The organism is Xanthomonas hawaiiensis (genome assembly GCF_031834635.1).
Classification (GTDB): domain Bacteria; phylum Pseudomonadota; class Gammaproteobacteria; order Xanthomonadales; family Xanthomonadaceae; genus Xanthomonas_A; species Xanthomonas_A sacchari.
Window position 1 is genome coordinate 2586024 of sequence record NZ_CP115873.1, and the last position, 17655, is coordinate 2603678.

The window sequence follows — 17655 nt, forward strand, 5'->3', positions numbered from 1 at the left end:
CATGAGCGCCGTACCCGACGACATCGCTGCCGACTTCATCATCGAGGCCCAGGAAATCCTGGACCGGCTCGGCGAGCAGTTGGTGTCGCTGGAGCAGGCGCCCGAGGACAGCGGCCAGCTCAACGCCGTGTTCCGCGGCTTCCACACGCTCAAGGGCGGCGCCGGCTTCCTGGCGATCAACGCCATGGTCGAGCTGTGCCACGCCGCGGAGGAAACCCTGGGCATGGCCCGCGCCGGCCAGGCCACCCTGCAGGCGCGGCACTTCGACGCCGCGCAGCAGTCGCTGGACTACCTGCAGTCGATGCTCGACGCCTTCGGCAGCGGCCAGGAGCCGCCGCGCGCGCCGCCCGAGCTGATCGCGCAGTTCGACGCCCACGGCGACGCGGCGCCGGCAGCGGCCAAGAGCGCCGCGCCGGCGCCCGCCGCGGCACCCGCCGCCGTCCCGGCCACCGCCGCGGCCGCGGGGGACCTGATCAGCGACGACGAATTCGAGGCGCTGCTGGACCAGTTGCACGGCGATGCGCCGCCGACGGCCACGCCGCAGGCGCTGCAGCCGGCGCCGCGCGCGCCCAGCGCCGCGCCCAAGGCCGCGGCCGCCCCGGCCAAGGCCGCCGAACCCGAACACACCGTGCGCGTGGACACCAAGCGCCTGGACGCGATCGTCAACCTGATCGGCGAACTGGTGCTCTCGCGCAACCGCCTCAAGACCCTGCGCGTGCGTCTGCGCGACGAGGAACTGGACCGCGCGGTCAGCAGCCTGGACATCGCCACCGCGCGCCTGCAGTCGGCGGTGATGCGCACGCGCATGCAGCCGGTGGGCAAGGTGTTCTCGCGCTTCCCCAAGGTGGCGCGCGACGTCGCCCGCTCGCTCAACAAGGAAGTGGAGCTGGAACTGATCGGCGCCGACACCGAGCTGGACCGCAACCTGGTCGAGGCGCTGGCCGATCCGCTGGTGCACCTGGTGCGCAACGCGATCGACCACGGCATCGAGGCGCCGGCGCTGCGCGAGGCCACCGGCAAGCCGCGTGGCGGCCACGTGCGCCTGTCGGCGCAGCAGGAAGGCGACTACGTCAGCATCGAGGTGCAGGACGACGGCGCCGGCATCGACCCGGAGCGGCTGCGCGCCAAGGCCCGCGAGAAGGGCCTGATCGACCCCGAGGCCGCCGCCCGCCTGACCACCGAGGAATGCCTGCACCTGGTGTTCCTGCCGGGCTTCTCGACCAAGTCCGAGGTCACCGACATCTCCGGGCGCGGCGTCGGCATGGACGTGGTGCAGTCGCGCATCCGCGAACTCAGCGGGCAGATCCAGATCCAGTCGGAACTGGGCCGCGGCAGCCGCTTCCTGATCCGCGTGCCGCTGACCCTGGCGATCCTGCCGACCCTGCTGGTGCAGGCCGGCGACACCGTCTATGCGCTGCCGCTGGCGCGCGTGGTGGAAGTGCTGCACGCCCCGCGCCGCTCGCTGGGCTGGTTCGACGGCCGCGCCGTGCTCGACCGGCAATCGCACACCCTGCCGCTGGTGGACCTGCGCCAGTGGCTCAACATCGACGCCCCGCAACTGCCGCTGCTCACCGTGGTGGTGCTGCAGGCCGGCGAATCGCGCATGGGCCTGGTCGTGGACCAGGTCCGCGGCCGCGAGGAAGTGGTGATCAAGCCGCTGCCGCGCTCCCTGCGCGGCCTGCCCGGCTACGCCGGCGCCACCCTCATCGGCGACGGCCGCCTCGCGCTGATCCTGGATGTGGATGGCCTGAAGGCCTGAGAAGCCGGGATTGGGGAATGGGGATTGGGGAATCGTAAGAGCGGCTTCCCTGGCGCATCCTTGTCCTCCGTAGGAGCGGCTTCAGCCGCGACGCGGTGAGGCCGGGATTTGGGATTGGAGATAGCACGCGCAGAGCGCTGCTCCCTGCCGATACGATCCGAACGATTGTGCATAGGCAATGCGCCAAGGTACGCGCGTCGCGGCTGAAGCCGCTCCTACCACACAGCGACCAACCCTCCGCGCTCGCGCTTTTGCGATTCCCCATTCCCTGTTCCCCATTCCCAGCACCCAAGCCCCATCAAGTCCCCCGCCCCCTGGCCGATACCTCCTGCATGGACAAGCTCAGTCTCATCGGCCTGCTGTTGGCGATTCTCTCGCTCATCGGCGGCAGCATCCTCAAGGGCGCCGGCATTTCGGCGCTGTGGTCGCCGGCTGCGTTCGTGATCGTGATCGTCGGCACCGTCGCCGCGATCCTGGTGCACACCCCGCCGTCCGTGTTCCGCCGTGCGTTCCAGATCGCTAAGTGGCTGCTGTGGCCGCCGCCGAGCGACCGCCAGGCGCTGCTCAAGCAGATCGTGGAATGGAGCAACATCGCCCGCCGCCAGGGCCTGCTCGGCCTGGAGAACCAGGTGCCGCAGCAGCAGGATCCGTTCGTGCGCAAGGGCCTGCAGATGCTGGTGGACGGCGTGGAGCCGGAAGCCATCCGGCACATGCTGGAGATCGACCTGGAAGGCCAGGAACACTGCGACCTGGCCGCGGCCAAGGTGTTCGAGGGCATGGGCATCTACGCGCCGACCCTCGGCATCATCGGCGCGGTGCTGGGCCTGATCGCGGTGATGAAGAACCTGGCCGACCCGAGCAAGCTCGGCCACGGCATCGCCGCCGCGTTCACCGCCACCATCTACGGCATCGCCTCGGCCAACCTGCTGTTCCTGCCGATGGCCGCCAAGCTCAAGAGCGTCATCAAGCACAGCTGCGGCGAGCGCGAAATGATCATCGAAGGGTTGATCGCCATCGCCCAGGGCGAGAACCCGCGCAACATCGAATCGAAACTGGCCGGATTCTTGCATTGAGTTGCCAATGGCCCGCAAGCACTCCCACGACGAGCACGCCAACCACGAGGCATGGGCCATCCCCTATGCCGACCTGATGACGTTGCTGCTCGCCTTCTTCGTGGTGATGTACGCGTTGTCCACGATCAACGAAGCCAAGTACCGGGTCATGGCCGACGCCATGAGCGCCGCATTCGGCGGCACCCCGACGACCCTGCGCCCGGTGCAGGTCGGCGACCACGCGCTGCAGGGCCAGGGCGGCGACCGGCCGACCCCGATCAAGTCCAGCCCGGCGCTGACCCTGCCCGATCCCAACCGCCTGCCCTCCGGCACCGCGCAGCGCGGCGACGACCTGCGCGACGCGCAGCAGCTGCGCCGCGCGCAACGCCAGCTCGACAGCATCGCCGACCGCCTCGGCGCCGCGCTGGCGCCGCTGATCCAGAAGAAGCTGATCACCGTGCGCCGCGCCGGGTTGTGGATCGAAGTGGAGATCAACAGCGACATCCTGTTCGGCTCCGGCTCGGCCGCGCTCGACCAGAGCGCACGCGCCACCCTGGCGGAACTGGCGCAAGTGCTGTCCGGCGTGCCCAATGGGGTACGCGTGGAGGGCTATACCGACAACACCCCGATCGCCACCCTGCAGTTCCCGTCGAACTGGGAACTGTCGGCGGCGCGCGCGGCCAGCGTGGTTCATCTGTTCGCCGACCAGGGCCTGCAACCCTCGCGGCTGTCGATGATCGGCTACGGCCAGTTCCGCCCGCGTGCCAGCAACGACACCCCGGCCGGCCGCAACGCCAACCGCCGCGTCGTGCTGGTGATCCTGGCCGATTCCGGCGACAGCGGCGATCCGACGCCGTCGGCCTCCGACCGTCTCAGCGCCGGCGCCGCGCCGGCCACCCCGACACCCCCCGCCGCGGCGGCCCCCGGCAACGCCGGCGGCCCCCGCGCAGTACCTGCCATTGAAGGAGTCAACTGATGCGCATCTGGGCGATCGCCAACCAGAAAGGTGGCGTGGGCAAGACCACCACCACGCTGGCCCTGGGCCGTGGGCTGGCCATGCTCGGGCACCGCGTGCTGATGCTCGATCTCGATCCGCACGCCTCGCTGACCCGGGCCTTCGACGTGCCGCAGGAACCGCAGCCGCCGGGCGTGCTGGATCTGTTCGGGACGCCGCCGGGCGAACTCGCCGCGCTGGCCCGCGACACCGCGGTCGAGCGCCTGAGCTTCGTCTGCGGACAGACCGCGCTGGCCACGCTGGAACGCCGCAGCGCCAACCAGCCCGGCCTGGGCCTGGCGCTGCAGCAGGCCATGGCCCGCCACGCCGGCCAGCACGACTACATCCTGCTCGACTGCCCGCCGACCCTGGGCCTGCTGATGATCAACGCGCTGGCCGCGGCCGACCGCGTGATCATCCCGACCCAGGCCGAGCCGCTGGCCCTGCACGGCCTGGCCAGCATGGTCCGCACCGTGGACATGGTCGAGCGCTCGCGGCGCCGCCCCCTGCCCGCCTCGATCCTGCCGACCCTGTTCGACAAGCGCACCCGCGCCGGCAACGAGACCCTGCGGCAGATGCAGGACAGCTACGGCGAGCGCGTGTGGGAAGACGCCATCCCGGTCGACACCAAGATCTGCAACGTCAAGGCGCTGACGGTGGCCGGCGTGCCGGGCGACTACCCGGGCCGCGGCCTGGCCGCCTACCGCCGCGCGCTGGAATGGCTGGTGGCCAGCGATGCGACGCCGATGGAGCAAGCCGCATGAGCACTCCCGGCATCATCGACGATTATCTGGAAGGCCTGCTCCACGACGTGATCGCCGAGGAGCAGAAGGCCGTGCCGCCGAGCCCCGCGCCGGTCGCCGTGGCCGACGTGCAAGCGGAAACCGAGACGCCGGCGCCCGCCCCGGCCGCAGCCGGCCCGACTCCCGAGCAGATCGCGGCCGCGGTCCTGGCCGAAGCCGATGCCGATCCGGCTTTGGCCGGCATCATGTCGCAGCAAGCGCTTGCACCTGCCCCGGCCGGTCCGACGCCCGAAGAGATCGCTGCCGCGGTCCTGGCCGAAGCCGATTCGGACCCGGCCCTGGCCGGCATCATGTCGCAGCAGGCGCTCGCACCTGCCTCGGCTGGTCCGACGCCCGAACAGATCGCCGCCGCGGTCCTGGCCGAGGCCGATTCCGATCCGGCCCTGGCCGGCATCATGTCGCAGCAGGCGCTGGCACCCGCCCCTGCCGGACCGACGCCCGAAGAGATCGCCGCCGCCGTCCTGGCCGAAGCCGATTCCGATCCGGCTCTCGCCGGCATCATGTCGCAGCAGGCGCTCGCACCTGCCTCGGCTGGTCCGACGCCCGAACAGATCGCCGCCGCGGTCCTGGCCGAAGCCGATTCCGATCCGGCCCTGGCCGGCATCATGTCGCAGCAGGCGCTCGCGCCCGCTCCGGCTGGTCCGACGCCCGAACAGATCGCCGCCGCGGTCTTGGCCGAAGCCGATTCCGATCCGGCCCTGGCCGGCATCATGTCGCAGGACGCGCCCGCGCCTGTCGCGTTGACCCCGGCCCAGCAGGCCGAGCGCCAGGCCGACCTGGACGTGGTCGCGGCGATGGAGCGGCAGCGTGCCGCGGTGCCGCGCGACCTGGCAGCCGAAGACGATGCCGCCGCCGCCCGCGCGGTCAAGCGCCCGCCGATGGCGGTGCCGCCGGAACGCCGCGCCGAGGCCAGCCGCGCGCAGGCCGCCGGTGCCAAGCTGCCGCCGAACCTGCAGGCGTTCATGGCACCAGCCGTGCCGCACGGCTCGGCCATCGCCCCCGAACGCCTGGCCGAGCGCCGCACCCGCTGGCTGCGCCTGCGCTGCGGCGAGCAGGCCTACGCGCTGGAGCTGCTGAAGGTGCAGGAAGTGGTGTTGCCGGTGCCGCTGCTGGCCCTGCGCGGCACCCCGCCGGCGATGCTCGGCATCATGAACCTGCGTGGCCAGGTGGTGCCGGTGCTCGACCTTGGCGTGCACCTGGGCGCGGCCCCGATCGAGATGGACATGCTCACGCGCGTCGTGGTGCTGGAGGAGAACGGCGAGACCCTGGGCCTGCGCGTGTCGGCGGTGGAGGACGTGGCCAGCCTCAGCGACCAGCAGATCGAGCCGCCCGACAACGCCCGCATCTGCCGCATTTCCAACCATCTGTTCCGCGGCGTGGCGCGGCTGGCGCAACAGCCGATGATCCTGCTCGACGCCGAGCAACTGCTGCACTGACCCGTGCGGCGGGCGGCAACTGGGAACGGTGCCGCACTTTCCAACCGTCGCTAAAGCTTTTCAGGCCACGGCCGTTATCTGCCATAGAACCATTGGTGCGGAGCAATGATGAGCACAGTCCCTCTTGGCGAGGATCTCGGCATCGAGACCAGCGCCGACCTGAAACAACGCCTGACCGCGTTCCTTGCGGCGGACGACGTGCTGCGGCTGGACGCCGGTGAAGTCCGCCGCATCCATACCGCGTCCGTCCAGGTGCTGTGCGCATTCGTCGATGCCCGTCGCAAGGACGGCAAGCGCACCGAATTCGAGGCCTGCAACGCGACCTTTCGCGACGCGGCCCGCCTGCTAGGGGTCAGCGAATCGCTGGGCCTTCCTGCAACCCCTGACAATCTGAAATCTGTGGAGAACGCGGCATGAGCGCACGTATCTTGGTAGTGGACGATTCGGCGTCGATGCGCCAGATGGTCTCCTTTGCCCTTACCTCGGCCGGCTTCGCCGTCGAAGAAGCCGAAGACGGCGCGGTCGCGCTGGGCCGCGCCAAGGGCCAGCGCTTCAACGCGGTGGTCACCGACGTCAACATGCCGAACATGGACGGCATCACCCTGATCCGCGAGTTGCGGCAGCTGCCGGACTACAAGTTCACCCCGATGCTGATGCTGACCACCGAGTCGGCGGCGGAGAAGAAATCCGAGGGCAAGGCCGCCGGTGCCACCGGCTGGCTGGTCAAGCCGTTCAATCCCGAACAGCTGATCGCCACCGTCCAGAAAGTCCTGGGCTGATCCCTCTCCACCTTTTCCGGATTCCCGCCCCATGAGCATGGACCTGCAGCGTTTCCACGCCACCTTCTTCGAGGAAAGCCGCGAAGGGCTGGACGCGATGGAAGCCGGATTGCTGTCGTTGGAAGAAGGCAATCGCGACCCCGAGACCATCAACTCGGTGTTCCGCGCCGCGCACTCGATCAAGGGCGGCGCCGCCACCTTCGGCTTCGAGGCGATGGCCGGCCTCACCCACGTGCTGGAAACGCTGCTCGACGAGCTGCGCGCCGGCAAGCGCGAAGTCGAAGCGCACGCGATCGACGCCATCCTCGGCTCGGTGGACGTGCTGCGCGCCCTGCTGCGCGAAGCCGAGCACGGCGTCCCGGCCGATCCGGCCGCGGTCAAGGCCGTGCACGAGCGCCTGCAGCACGCATTGAACGGCGGCCCCGCCGCGCCGGCGGCCGCCACCCCGGCGGCGAACCAGCCGGCCGAACCGGAAGCCTGGCAGATCGGCTTCACCCCGGCCCCGTCGCTGTTCATGAGCGGCAACGACCCGCTGCGCATCATCCGCGAACTCGAACACCTCGGCCCGCTGCAGGTCGCCTGCCGCAACACGCGCCTGCCCGGCTTCGCCGAACTCGACCCGCTCGAGGCCTACCTGGCCTGGGACCTGGGCCTGGTCGGCAAGATCCCGCGCAGCGCGATCGAAGACACCTTCGCCTGGGTCATCGACGACTGCGAACTGGAGATCCGCCCGGTGCCGCCGCCGAGCCTGGCCACCGCGCCGGCGCCGGTGCTGACCGCGCCGCCGACCGCCGCCACCGCGGCGCCGGCCGCCGCCGTGGCCGCCAACGCGCCGGCCGGCAATGCCGCCGCCGCCCACGAAGCCGAAAGCTCGATCCGCGTCAGCGTCGACAAGGTCGACGCGCTGATCAACCTGGTCGGCGAACTGGTCATCACCCAGGCCATGCTCAAACAGGTCTCCACCGGCCTGGACCAGGCCGTAGCCGAACGCCTGTTCGCCGGCCTGGATCTGCTCGAACGCAACACCCGCGACCTGCAGGAAGCGGTGATCGGCGTGCGCATGCTGCCGGTGGACGCGGTGTTCCGCCGCTTCCCGCGCCTGGTCCGCGACCTGTCCACCCGCCTCGGCAAGCAGGTGCGCCTGCGCACGATCGGCGAGGGCACCGAGCTGGACAAGGGCCTGATCGAGAAGATCGCCGATCCGCTGGTGCACCTGGTGCGCAACTCGATCGACCACGGCCTGGAACTGCCGGAGGCGCGCCGCGCCGCCGGCAAGGACGAGACCGGCACCATCACCCTGGCCGCGTCGCACCAGGGCGGCCACATCGTCATCGAAGTCAGCGACGACGGCGCCGGCCTCAACCGCAACCGCATCCTGGCCAAGGCCGCCGAACGCGGCATCGCCGTGCCGGACAACCCGAGCGATGCGCAGGTCTGGGACCTGATCTTCGCCCCGGGCTTCTCCACCGCCGATGCGGTCACCGACCTGTCCGGCCGTGGCGTCGGCATGGACGTGGTCCGCCGCAACATCCAGGGCCTGGGCGGCGAAGTGCAGTTGGAAAGCGAATCCGGCCGCGGCACCCGCGTGCTGATCCGCCTGCCGCTGACCCTGGCCATCCTCGACGGCATGACCGTGGCGGTCGCCGGCGAGACCCTGATCCTGCCGCTGGCCTACGTCATCGAAGCGCTGCAGCCGAAGGCCGACGACATCCGCACCATGGCCGGCGAAGGCCGCGTGCTGCGGGTCCGCGGCGAATACCTGCCGATCCTCTCGCTCAGCGACTCCTACGGCTTCGGCCGCATCGAGCAGAGCGAGGAACCGCTGGTGGTGGTGGTCGAGGCCGACGGGCAGAAGCTGGCGCTGGAAGTGGACGAGTTGATCGGCCAGCAGCAGGTGGTGGTCAAGAACATCGAGAACAACTACCGGCGCATCAGCGGCATCTCCGGTGCCACCATCCTCGGCGACGGCCGCGTCGCCCTGATCGTGGACATCGGCGGCCTGGTCCGCTCGCTGCGGGTGCAGCAGGCGGCCTGACCGCCCCACCCTCCCGCGTCACGCGACACACCAGCCCCGGCAGCGATGCCGGGGCTTTTTTGTTGCGCGTGCGGCGTCGCATGCCGATGCCGCGCAGCGGATCGCGCCGCACGGAGCAGGCCTGCGGCCACGCCAAGAGAAACATATTAAAGAAGTCGGCGCCCCTGCCGATAGACAATCTAGTTCACATTTTTTGTCTACATTCGGCAGACTGGCGGCACCTGGGGAGGTGAACGCCGGCCCTTCAGCGGGATCGATCGGTGCTGCTGCCGATCGCTGAAACAAAGATCGAGAGCGGGAAGGAAAACGGATACGGATTGGCGTCGGCGGAGCCCGCGCTTCGTGGGCATTCAGCGATGGATCGGAAGATCGCCGCACCGCCCAACACCATCAGTCGCTTCCCCCTATCGCATCGGAGTGCGCTACAGCCGCTGCATCCATTCGCAAAAAGGGGGTTCAACCATGACGTCTTTCCTGCAACGCTACAATGTCGGCCGCCGCCTCGGCGGCGCGTTCGGCCTGTTGATCGCGCTGTCCTGCCTGCTGGTTGCGGCAGGACTCCTGTGCATGGCACGGGCGCGCCACGAACTGGACAGCATCGTCAAGGTCAATGTCGAGAAGACCCGCATCGGCAATGAAATGCTCGATGCCAGCTCCAGCATCATGATCGCCCTGGCCACCCTGACCATGGTGACCAATGAAGACCTCAACCTGAAAGCGCTGGAGCAGATCCAACAACAGCGGCAACGCTACATCGACCTGACCAAACAGTTGAACGCGTTTCCCCCGACCACCGCACGTGGAACCGCGTTGCGCAAGGCCATGGACGAGGCACGACGTGTCTCCCGTGACGCGAACGACCAGGTGATGGCCCTGGCCAAGGACAATCGCAACACCGAAGCGCAAGCCTTGCTTAACGAAAAGGCCAGGCCCATCAGCCTGGCCTGGCAAGCCGGGATCCGCAATTATGTTGCGCTCCAGGGAGAACTGATGCGGACGGCCCACGCCAATGCGACCCAGGCGATGGACAATGGCCGCAACATGCTCATTGCCGGCGGTCTCGCGGTGCTGTTGGTCAGCAGCCTGCTGGCCTGGACCATCACCCGCAGCCTCACCGGACCGCTCGGCCGCGCCACCCGCGCCGCCGAAGCCATCGCCGACGGCCGCCTGGACAACGACGTCGCCACCGACGCGCACGACGAACCCGGCCGATTGCTGCTGGCGATGGAGCGCATGCAGAGCCAGTTGCAGCGCTTCTCGGGCGAGACGGCGCAGATGATCGAACTGCACGCGGACAAGGACATCAGCCACCGCATGCCGCAGGACTTCCCCGGCGTCTACGGCGAGCTGAGCAAGGGCATCAACACCATGATGTTCGAACACCTGGATGCCATCGTCGACGCCATCGGTGTGCTCAACGAGTACGCCAACGGCGACCTGCGCCGCGATGCGCGCCGCCTGCCCGGCAGCCGCGCGGTGCTGCACGAATCGATGGACGCGGCCAAGGCCAGCCTGCTGGCGATCAATACCGAGATCAAGCGCCTGGCCGCCGCGGCCGCGGCCGGCGACTTCAGCACCCGCGGCGATGCCGAGCGTTTCCAGCACGACTTCCGGCGGATGGTGCAGGACCTCAACGCGATGATGGAGGTCAGCGACCGCAACCTGGGCAAGCTGTCGGCGCTGCTGCAGGCCATCGCCGCCGGCGACCTCACCGCACGGATGGAGGGCAACTTCCAAGGCGTGTTCGCCACCATGCGCGACGACGCCAACGCCACGGCCGACCAGTTGACCGGCATCGTCGGCCGCATCCAGACCGCGGCGGTCAGCATCAACGCTGCGGCCACCGAGATCGCCGCGGGCAACGACGACCTGTCGCGCCGTACCGAGCAGCAGGCCGCCAGCCTGGAAGAGACCGCCGCTTCCATGGAAGAACTGACCTCCACGGTCAAGCAGAACGCCGAACACGCCCGCCAGGCCAACCAGCTCGCCAGCGGCGCGGCGGCGGTCGCCTCGAAGGGCGGCAGCGTGGTCGGTCAGGTGGTCACCACCATGAACGGCATCGAGGCCTCGTCGAAGAAGATCGCCGACATCATCGGCGTGATCGACGGCATCGCCTTCCAGACCAACATCCTCGCGCTCAACGCCGCGGTGGAAGCCGCCCGTGCCGGCGAACAGGGCCGTGGGTTCGCCGTGGTCGCCAGCGAGGTGCGCACGCTGGCGCAGCGTTCGGCCAACGCCGCCAAGGAGATCAAGGACCTGATCGACGACTCGGTCGGGCGCGTCGCCGAAGGCTCGGCCCTGGTCGACCAGGCCGGCAAGACCATGACCGAGATCGTGACCTCGGTGCGACGCGTCACCGACATCATGGGCGAGATCGCCGCCGCCTCGCAGGAGCAATCCGCCGGCATCGAGCAGGTCAACCAGACCGTCACCCAGATGGACGAGGCAACCCAGCAGAACGCCGCCCTGGTGGAAGAGGCCACCGCCGCCGCACGTTCGATGGAAGACCAGGCCGTGCAACTGAGCCAGGCGGTGGCGCTGTTCAGGCTGGATGCGTCGGCCACAGTCTCTCCGGCACATACGCACGACAGGCCCACCGGTGCTGTGGGAAAGCGCAGCGTGCGCCCGTTGGCGGCAGTGGCGAAGGCACTGCCGGCGCGGCTTGCAGTGCAGCCAACCGCGGCGATTGCGCAGGACAATGACTGGAAGGAGTTCTGAGCCGAGCCCTGCGCCCAACTCCGGCCCGGCTGGACGGCCGCGTCGCGCCGATCATGGACATCGGCGGAATGGCCGCTCGCTGCGGGTGCAGCAGGCGGCCTGATTACAGCATCCCTCGCGTCGCGCCACACACCAGCCCCGGCAGCGATGCCGGGGCTTTTTGTTTGCGGTGTGTCCGGCCGATCCGCATCTTCGCGCCCGCAAGGCCAGCACGCGCTGCATACGCGATGCCTCCGCGCGACCACTCGCCCGAGATGCGAGACGCAAAAAGCGCCGCTAAAGAATGCAGCAACGCTGCCGATAGCAATGTAGCGCACACTTTTTGTCTACGTGTGCGCCTGGTGACACCTGGGGAGGTGGAACCGGCACTCCAGGGGGATCGATCGGAGCAGATGCCGATCGCTGAAGCCATGCTGCAGGAAAGGGGAAAACGCATCGTGTGTAGTGCTGGCGCCGTTTGAGCGCGTGTTCCGCACGCCCTCCGTTCGATTCGCGCATTCCATCACAGATGAAACCAGCACCACGACCGGTGTCCCCTCGTACGAACACGCAATGACTTGTCCATTCTCAGGGGGTTCAACATGACGTCGTTCTTGCAACGCTACAACGTGGGCCGCCGCCTCAGCGGCGGTTTCGGTCTGCTCATCGTGCTGTCCTGCCTGCTGGTCGCCGCCGGCCTGGTCTCCATCGCGCAAGCGCGCAGCGAGTTGCGGCACATCGTCGAGGTCAACGTCGAGAAAATCCGGATCAGCAACAGCATGCTCGACGCCAACACCCGCATCCTGCTCGCGTTGAGCGCGTTGAGCATGGTGTCCGACGAGGCGCTCAACCGGAAGGAGCTGGCCGAAATCCAGCAGGCGCGTCAGCGCTACACCGACTTGCGCAAGGAACTCGAGGGGTTCCCACCGTCCAGCGAAAGCGTCAAGAAGTTGCGTCTGGACATCGATACGCAGCGTGCCGCTGCTGGCAAGCTCAACGACCAAGTGATCGCATTGGGCAACGCCAACCGTAATGCCGAAGCGCAGGCGCTGCTGAACGAGAAGGCCAGGCCGGTGACGGCCGCCCTGCAGGCCAAGATCCGCGAGAACGTGGCCTTGCAGGAACGGGAGACGGCAGCCGCCTATGCCAACGCCAATCACGCCATGGCACAGGGCCGCAACATGCTGGTCGCCGGTGGCGTGGCCGTCCTGCTGGTCAGTGGCCTGCTGGCCTGGACCATCACCCGCAGCCTGACCGGCCCGCTGGGCCGCGCCACCCGCGCCGCCGAGGCCATCGCCGACGGCCGCCTGGACAACGACGTGAGTACCACCGCGCGCGACGAGCCCGGCCGCCTGCTGGGCGCGATGGATCGGATGCAGACCCAGTTGCGGCGCTTCTCCAGCGAAACCGCGTTGATGATCGAGCTGCATGCCGACAAGGACATCAGCCACCGCATGCCGCAGGACTTCCCCGGCGTGTACGGCGAGCTGAGCAAGGGCATCAACACCATGATGTTCGAGCACCTGGACGCCATCGTCGATGCCATCGGCGTGCTCAACGAATACGCCAACGGCGACCTGCGCCGCGATGCCCGGCGCCTGCCCGGCAGTCGCGCGGTGCTGCACGAATCGATGGATGCGGCCAAGGCCAGCCTGCTGGCGATCAACACCGAGATCAAGCGCCTGGCCGCCGCGGCCGCGGCCGGCGACTTCAGCACCCGCGGCGATGCCGAACGTTTCCAGCACGACTTCCGACGGATGGTGCAGGACCTCAACGCGATGATGGAGGTCAGCGACGTCAACCTGGGCAAGTTGTCGGCGCTGCTGCAAGCCATCGCCGCCGGCGACCTGACCGCACGCATGGAGGGCGACTTCCAGGGTGTGTTCGCCACCATGCGCGACGACGCCAACGCCACCACCGATCAACTGACCGGGATCGTCGGCCGCATCCAGACCGCGGCGGTCAGCATCAATGCCGCCGCCAGCGAGATCGCCACGGGCAACGACGACCTGTCGCGCCGCACCGAGCAGCAGGCCGCCAGCCTGGAAGAGACCGCCGCCTCGATGGAGGAGCTGACCTCCACGGTCAAGCAGAACGCCGAGCACGCACGCCAGGCCAACCAGCTCGCCAGCGGCGCGGCCGCGGTGGCCTCGCAAGGCGGCGACGTGGTCGGTCAGGTGGTCACCACCATGAACGGCATCGAGGCCTCGTCGAAGAAGATCGCCGACATCATCGGCGTGATCGACGGCATCGCCTTCCAGACCAACATCCTGGCGCTCAACGCCGCGGTGGAAGCCGCCCGTGCCGGCGAACAGGGCCGCGGGTTCGCCGTCGTCGCCAGCGAGGTCCGTACGTTGGCACAGCGTTCGGCCAACGCTGCCAAGGAGATCAAGGGCCTGATCGACGACTCGGTCGCGCGTGTCGCCGAAGGCTCGGCTCTGGTCGACCAGGCCGGCAAGACCATGCATGAGATCGTGACCTCGGTGCAGCGCGTCACCGACATCATGGGCGAGATCTCCGCCGCCTCGCAGGAGCAGTCCGCCGGCATCGAGCAGGTCAACCAGACCATCACCCAGATGGACGAAACCACCCAACAGAATGCCGCGCTGGTGGAGGAGGCCACCGCCGCCGCACGTTCGATGGAAGAGCAGGCAACGCAGTTGCAGGAGGCCGTGGCGGTGTTCAAGTTGGACGCGTTGCCCACGATCGCGTCGATCGCCATCGTGCCGGCAAGTCGCCCTGCCCTACGCAACGTGCGCTCCGCGTAGTCGCGCACGTCGGCACCGGCGCCGGTCGGTCCGTTGCGCTTGCCCAGGCTGGCAGGCGTTCTGCGCGCTCATGCCAGCCACACCAGCGAGCGGCCGCATCCGTGCGACCGCTCGACGTGCACGCCGCCGGTGCGGCGTGGCACGCGTGCCACCGTCATTACTCCCCTAGAACGGCATGCGGCACCGAATGCTGGAAACGCGCAGCGCCGGCGTCCTGCACTGCCCGTGCCAGGGCGAACACGCTGTCGTGCACCGCGTCGACCCTCACCCTGCGTGGCACGCTGCACTCCACGCGTGCCAGGCGCCGCGCTGGCGCCTGAGCGACCAGGCGCCATGCCGCGCTAAAGAATCCCGTGCTGCCGTCGATACAAGGTTGAGCGCACGCTTTTTGTCTACATCGGTGCGTGCCGGCACGGCCTGGGGAGGTCCGCCGGCGCTTCAGGGGGATCGACCGGCGTACATCGCCGGTCGCTGAAGTCGAACGACGGGGGAAGGACACAGCCCTGACAGCGGACTTTTCGCGCATGCCCGTGGCACGCGCGCAGGCCGGACTTGCGGTTTTTTGCCACACGTTTCGTCAGGTCGTCCCACCCCGGATTCCCGGCGCATCGCAACACGCGTCGTTCCTTCCTTCGTACACGGAGCCCATCATGCATGCGATCTCGCCACATCAGGACGCATCCACCGATACGACTCATGGACGCGATAGGCGATTCCAGGTGCGGATCGGGCATGCCAACGCCATGGCCACCGTCGCGATCGCCGTGCTTCCGCACGTCCTGCCCGCCACGTCGTCGGTCGTCACGCCATGCGACCGCCACCGTCGCCAGCGCAAGCCGCCCGCGTTTGCCCGCGTCAACCGCCGGCGCCGCATCCCTGCGCGTCGACCTGCCTTTCCGTTCCTTGGAGATTGAGATGACCCGCTTTCTGCAACGCTACAACGTCGGTGTCCGCCTGTCGGCGGCCTTCGGCGTGCTGATTCTTCTTTCGGTGATCCTGGTGATCATCGGGCTGTCCGGCATGGCCGAGGCGCGCAAGCACCTGGACATGATCGTGCTGGACCGCATGGCGAAGATCGAATACAGCAACCAGATGCTCGACGCCAATTCCTCGGTCCTGGTCGCGCTGAGCACTTACACCACCTCCACCAACGCGGCGATGCGGCAAGAGGCGCTTGAGACCTTCAATCGGCAACGTGAACGTTACGCCGCGGCCCGCGCCAAGATGGACAAGCTGTCCAGCACCGCCGCCGGCCGCGCGATCCGCGCCGACATGGACGCCAAGCGCGCCGCCGCCAAGACCATCAACGACGCCATCGTGGCGCTGGGACAGAAAGGCGACACCACCCAGGCGGTGGAGATGCTGAACCGGCAAGCGCTACCCGCGACCCTGGCATGGCAGGGCAAGATCCGCGAGTTCGCCGATCGGCAGAAGTCGCAGGCTGCCACGAGCTACCAGGCAGCGCTGGAGGCGATGCACCGTGGCCGCATGCTGCTGATGAGCGGTACCGTGCTTGCCCTGGTGCTCAGCGCGTTGCTGGCGCTGACCATCACCCGCAGCCTGACCACGCCGCTGCGCCTGGCCACGCGGACCGCCGAGGCGATCGCCAATGGCCGCATGGACAATGCCGTGCGCACCGAGGCCCGCGACGAAACCGGCCGCCTGTTGCACGCCATGGGACGCATGCAGCAACAGTTGCAGGCGGTGCTCGCCGCGCAGGCGGAAATGGCGCAGCGCCACGACGCCGGCCAGATCAGCTACCGCATGGACGAAAGCACCTTCCCCGGCGACTACGGGCGCATGGTCCGCGACAGCAACGCGCTGGCAGCGGCGCACATCGCGGTGACCGAGCGCCTGGCGCAGATCATGGGCCGCTATGCCATCGGCGACCTGTCAGAGGACATGGACCGCCTGCCGGGCGAAAAAGCGCGGCTGACCGAGACGATGGACACGGTCAAGCACAACCTGACCGCGATGAACAGCGAGATCAAGCACCTGGCTGGTGCCGCTGCAGCGGGTGACTTCAGCGTGCGCGGCGACGCCGCGCGCTTCCAGTACGACTTCCGGCTGATGGTCGACAGCCTCAACCAACTGATGGCCACTGCCGACGGCAACCTGCAGGCGCTTTCGTCCCTGCTGCGATCCATCGCCGCCGGCGACCTCACCGCACGCATGCACGGCGACTTCCAGGGCGTGTTCGCGCAGATGCGCGACGACGCCAACGCCACCACCGAGCAGTTGGCCGCCATCGTCGCGCGCATCCAGACCGCCGCGGTCAGCATCAACGCCGCCGCCAGCGAGATCGCCACCGGCAACGACGACCTGTCGCGTCGCACCGAGCAGCAGGCCGCCAGCCTGGAAGAGACCGCCGCCTCGATGGAGGAACTGACCTCCACGGTCAAGCAGAACGCCGAACACGCGCGGCAGGCCAATCAGCTCGCCACCGGTGCCGCCTCGGTCGCCTCGCAAGGCGGCGACGTGGTCGGCCAGGTGGTCGAGACCATGAGCGGCATCGAGGCGTCCTCGCGCAAGATCGCCGACATCATCTCGGTGATCGACGGCATCGCCTTCCAGACCAACATCCTGGCCTTGAACGCCGCGGTCGAAGCCGCGCGTGCCGGCGAACAGGGCCGCGGTTTCGCCGTGGTCGCCAGCGAAGTGCGGACGCTCGCCCAGCGCTCGTCGCATGCGGCCAAGGAGATCAAGGACCTGATCGACGACTCGGTCGACCGCGTCGCGCAGGGCTCGGCCCTGGTCGACCAGGCCGGCAAGACCATGCACGAGATCGTCGCCTCGGTGCAGCGCGTCACCGACATCATGGGCGAGATCTCCGCCGCCTCGCAGGAGCAGTCCGCCGGCATCGAGCAGGTCAACCAGACCGTGATGCAGATGGACGAAGCCACCCAGCAGAACGCCGCCCTTGTGGAGGAAGCCACCGCCGCCGCCCGTTCGATGGAGGATCAGGCCGGCCAGCTGAGCCAGGCCGTGGCCCTGTTCAAGATCGACCAGCAGGCGCCGGCGGCGGCCCACCGCGCGGCCGCCCCGAAGCCGGCGGTCGTCGCCAGCGCCGGCGCGCGGCCGGTCAGGACGCCGGCCCCGCGCGCGGCCGCCCACCGGCCGGCGGCCACGGGCAACGCCGCTGTTGCGGCCGGCGCTGCCGATTGGCAGGAGTTCTGATCGCGCTCCACCGACGCGTTCAGACACCCGCATGACATCGAGCCCGGGAGCGCCAGCTCCCGGGCTTTTTTCGATCGGCGCCGCAATGCGGCGTGGGAATCAGCGGCATCAGCCGGCCCAAAGCGTGAACCGCATCCACGCCCCGTGAAGCAAGC

Annotated in this window: 12 protein-coding genes; all 12 read left to right on the plus strand. The window is 68.8% G+C overall.

The annotated features are described in order from the left end of the window. Window position 1 precedes the first annotated feature (1 nt). The 12 genes from PG878_RS11170 (at window position 2) to PG878_RS11225 (ending at window position 17500) form a co-directional block, all read left to right on the plus strand. Entirely contained in the window at window positions 2-1759 is a 1758-nt protein-coding gene (locus PG878_RS11170; RefSeq protein ID WP_209029215.1) for a chemotaxis protein CheA, read from the plus strand. A 332-nt stretch (window positions 1760-2091) separates the two neighbouring features. Beyond that, window positions 2092-2832, plus strand: a complete 741-nt coding sequence (locus PG878_RS11175) for a flagellar motor protein (RefSeq protein WP_160958704.1) — start codon at window positions 2092-2094, stop codon at window positions 2830-2832. Window positions 2833-2839: 7 nt separating this feature from the next. Next, window positions 2840-3787, plus strand: a complete 948-nt coding sequence (motD, locus tag PG878_RS11180; RefSeq protein ID WP_209029214.1) for a flagellar motor protein MotD — start codon at window positions 2840-2842, stop codon at window positions 3785-3787. Beyond that, window positions 3787-4569: a ParA family protein gene (locus tag PG878_RS11185; RefSeq protein WP_209029213.1), complete on the plus strand. Its 783-nt coding sequence runs from the start codon at window positions 3787-3789 to the stop codon at window positions 4567-4569. The genes motD and PG878_RS11185 overlap by 1 nt, the downstream gene beginning before the upstream one ends. Then, window positions 4566-6044 (plus strand): chemotaxis protein CheW, encoded by a 1479-nt coding sequence (locus tag PG878_RS11190; RefSeq protein ID WP_209029212.1) that lies wholly within the window; start codon window positions 4566-4568, stop codon window positions 6042-6044. The genes PG878_RS11185 and PG878_RS11190 overlap by 4 nt, the downstream gene beginning before the upstream one ends. Window positions 6045-6152: 108 nt before the next feature. After that, complete coding sequence (locus PG878_RS11195; protein WP_160967807.1) at window positions 6153-6461, plus strand: STAS domain-containing protein; 309 nt, start codon at window positions 6153-6155, stop codon at window positions 6459-6461. Then, on the plus strand, window positions 6458-6823 hold the full coding sequence (locus tag PG878_RS11200) for a response regulator (RefSeq protein ID WP_010341778.1): 366 nt from the start codon (window positions 6458-6460) through the stop codon (window positions 6821-6823). The genes PG878_RS11195 and PG878_RS11200 overlap by 4 nt, the downstream gene beginning before the upstream one ends. A gap of 31 nt (window positions 6824-6854) precedes the next feature. Next, window positions 6855-8858, plus strand: coding sequence for a chemotaxis protein CheA (locus PG878_RS11205; protein ID WP_209029211.1), 2004 nt, complete (start codon window positions 6855-6857; stop codon window positions 8856-8858). Between the two features lie 462 nt (window positions 8859-9320). Further along, window positions 9321-11576: a methyl-accepting chemotaxis protein gene (locus PG878_RS11210; RefSeq protein ID WP_209029210.1), complete on the plus strand. Its 2256-nt coding sequence runs from the start codon at window positions 9321-9323 to the stop codon at window positions 11574-11576. A gap of 581 nt (window positions 11577-12157) precedes the next feature. Next, window positions 12158-14323 carry a methyl-accepting chemotaxis protein gene (locus PG878_RS11215; RefSeq protein WP_209029209.1) on the plus strand — a complete coding sequence of 722 codons (2166 nt, stop codon included), beginning with the start codon at window positions 12158-12160 and terminating at the stop codon, window positions 14321-14323. Window positions 14324-14973: 650 nt separating this feature from the next. Further along, window positions 14974-15237, plus strand: a complete 264-nt coding sequence (locus PG878_RS11220; protein WP_209029208.1) for a hypothetical protein — start codon at window positions 14974-14976, stop codon at window positions 15235-15237. A gap of 1 nt (window position 15238) precedes the next feature. After that, window positions 15239-17500: a methyl-accepting chemotaxis protein gene (locus PG878_RS11225; protein ID WP_209029207.1), complete on the plus strand. Its 2262-nt coding sequence runs from the start codon at window positions 15239-15241 to the stop codon at window positions 17498-17500. Window positions 17501-17655 lie beyond the last annotated feature (155 nt).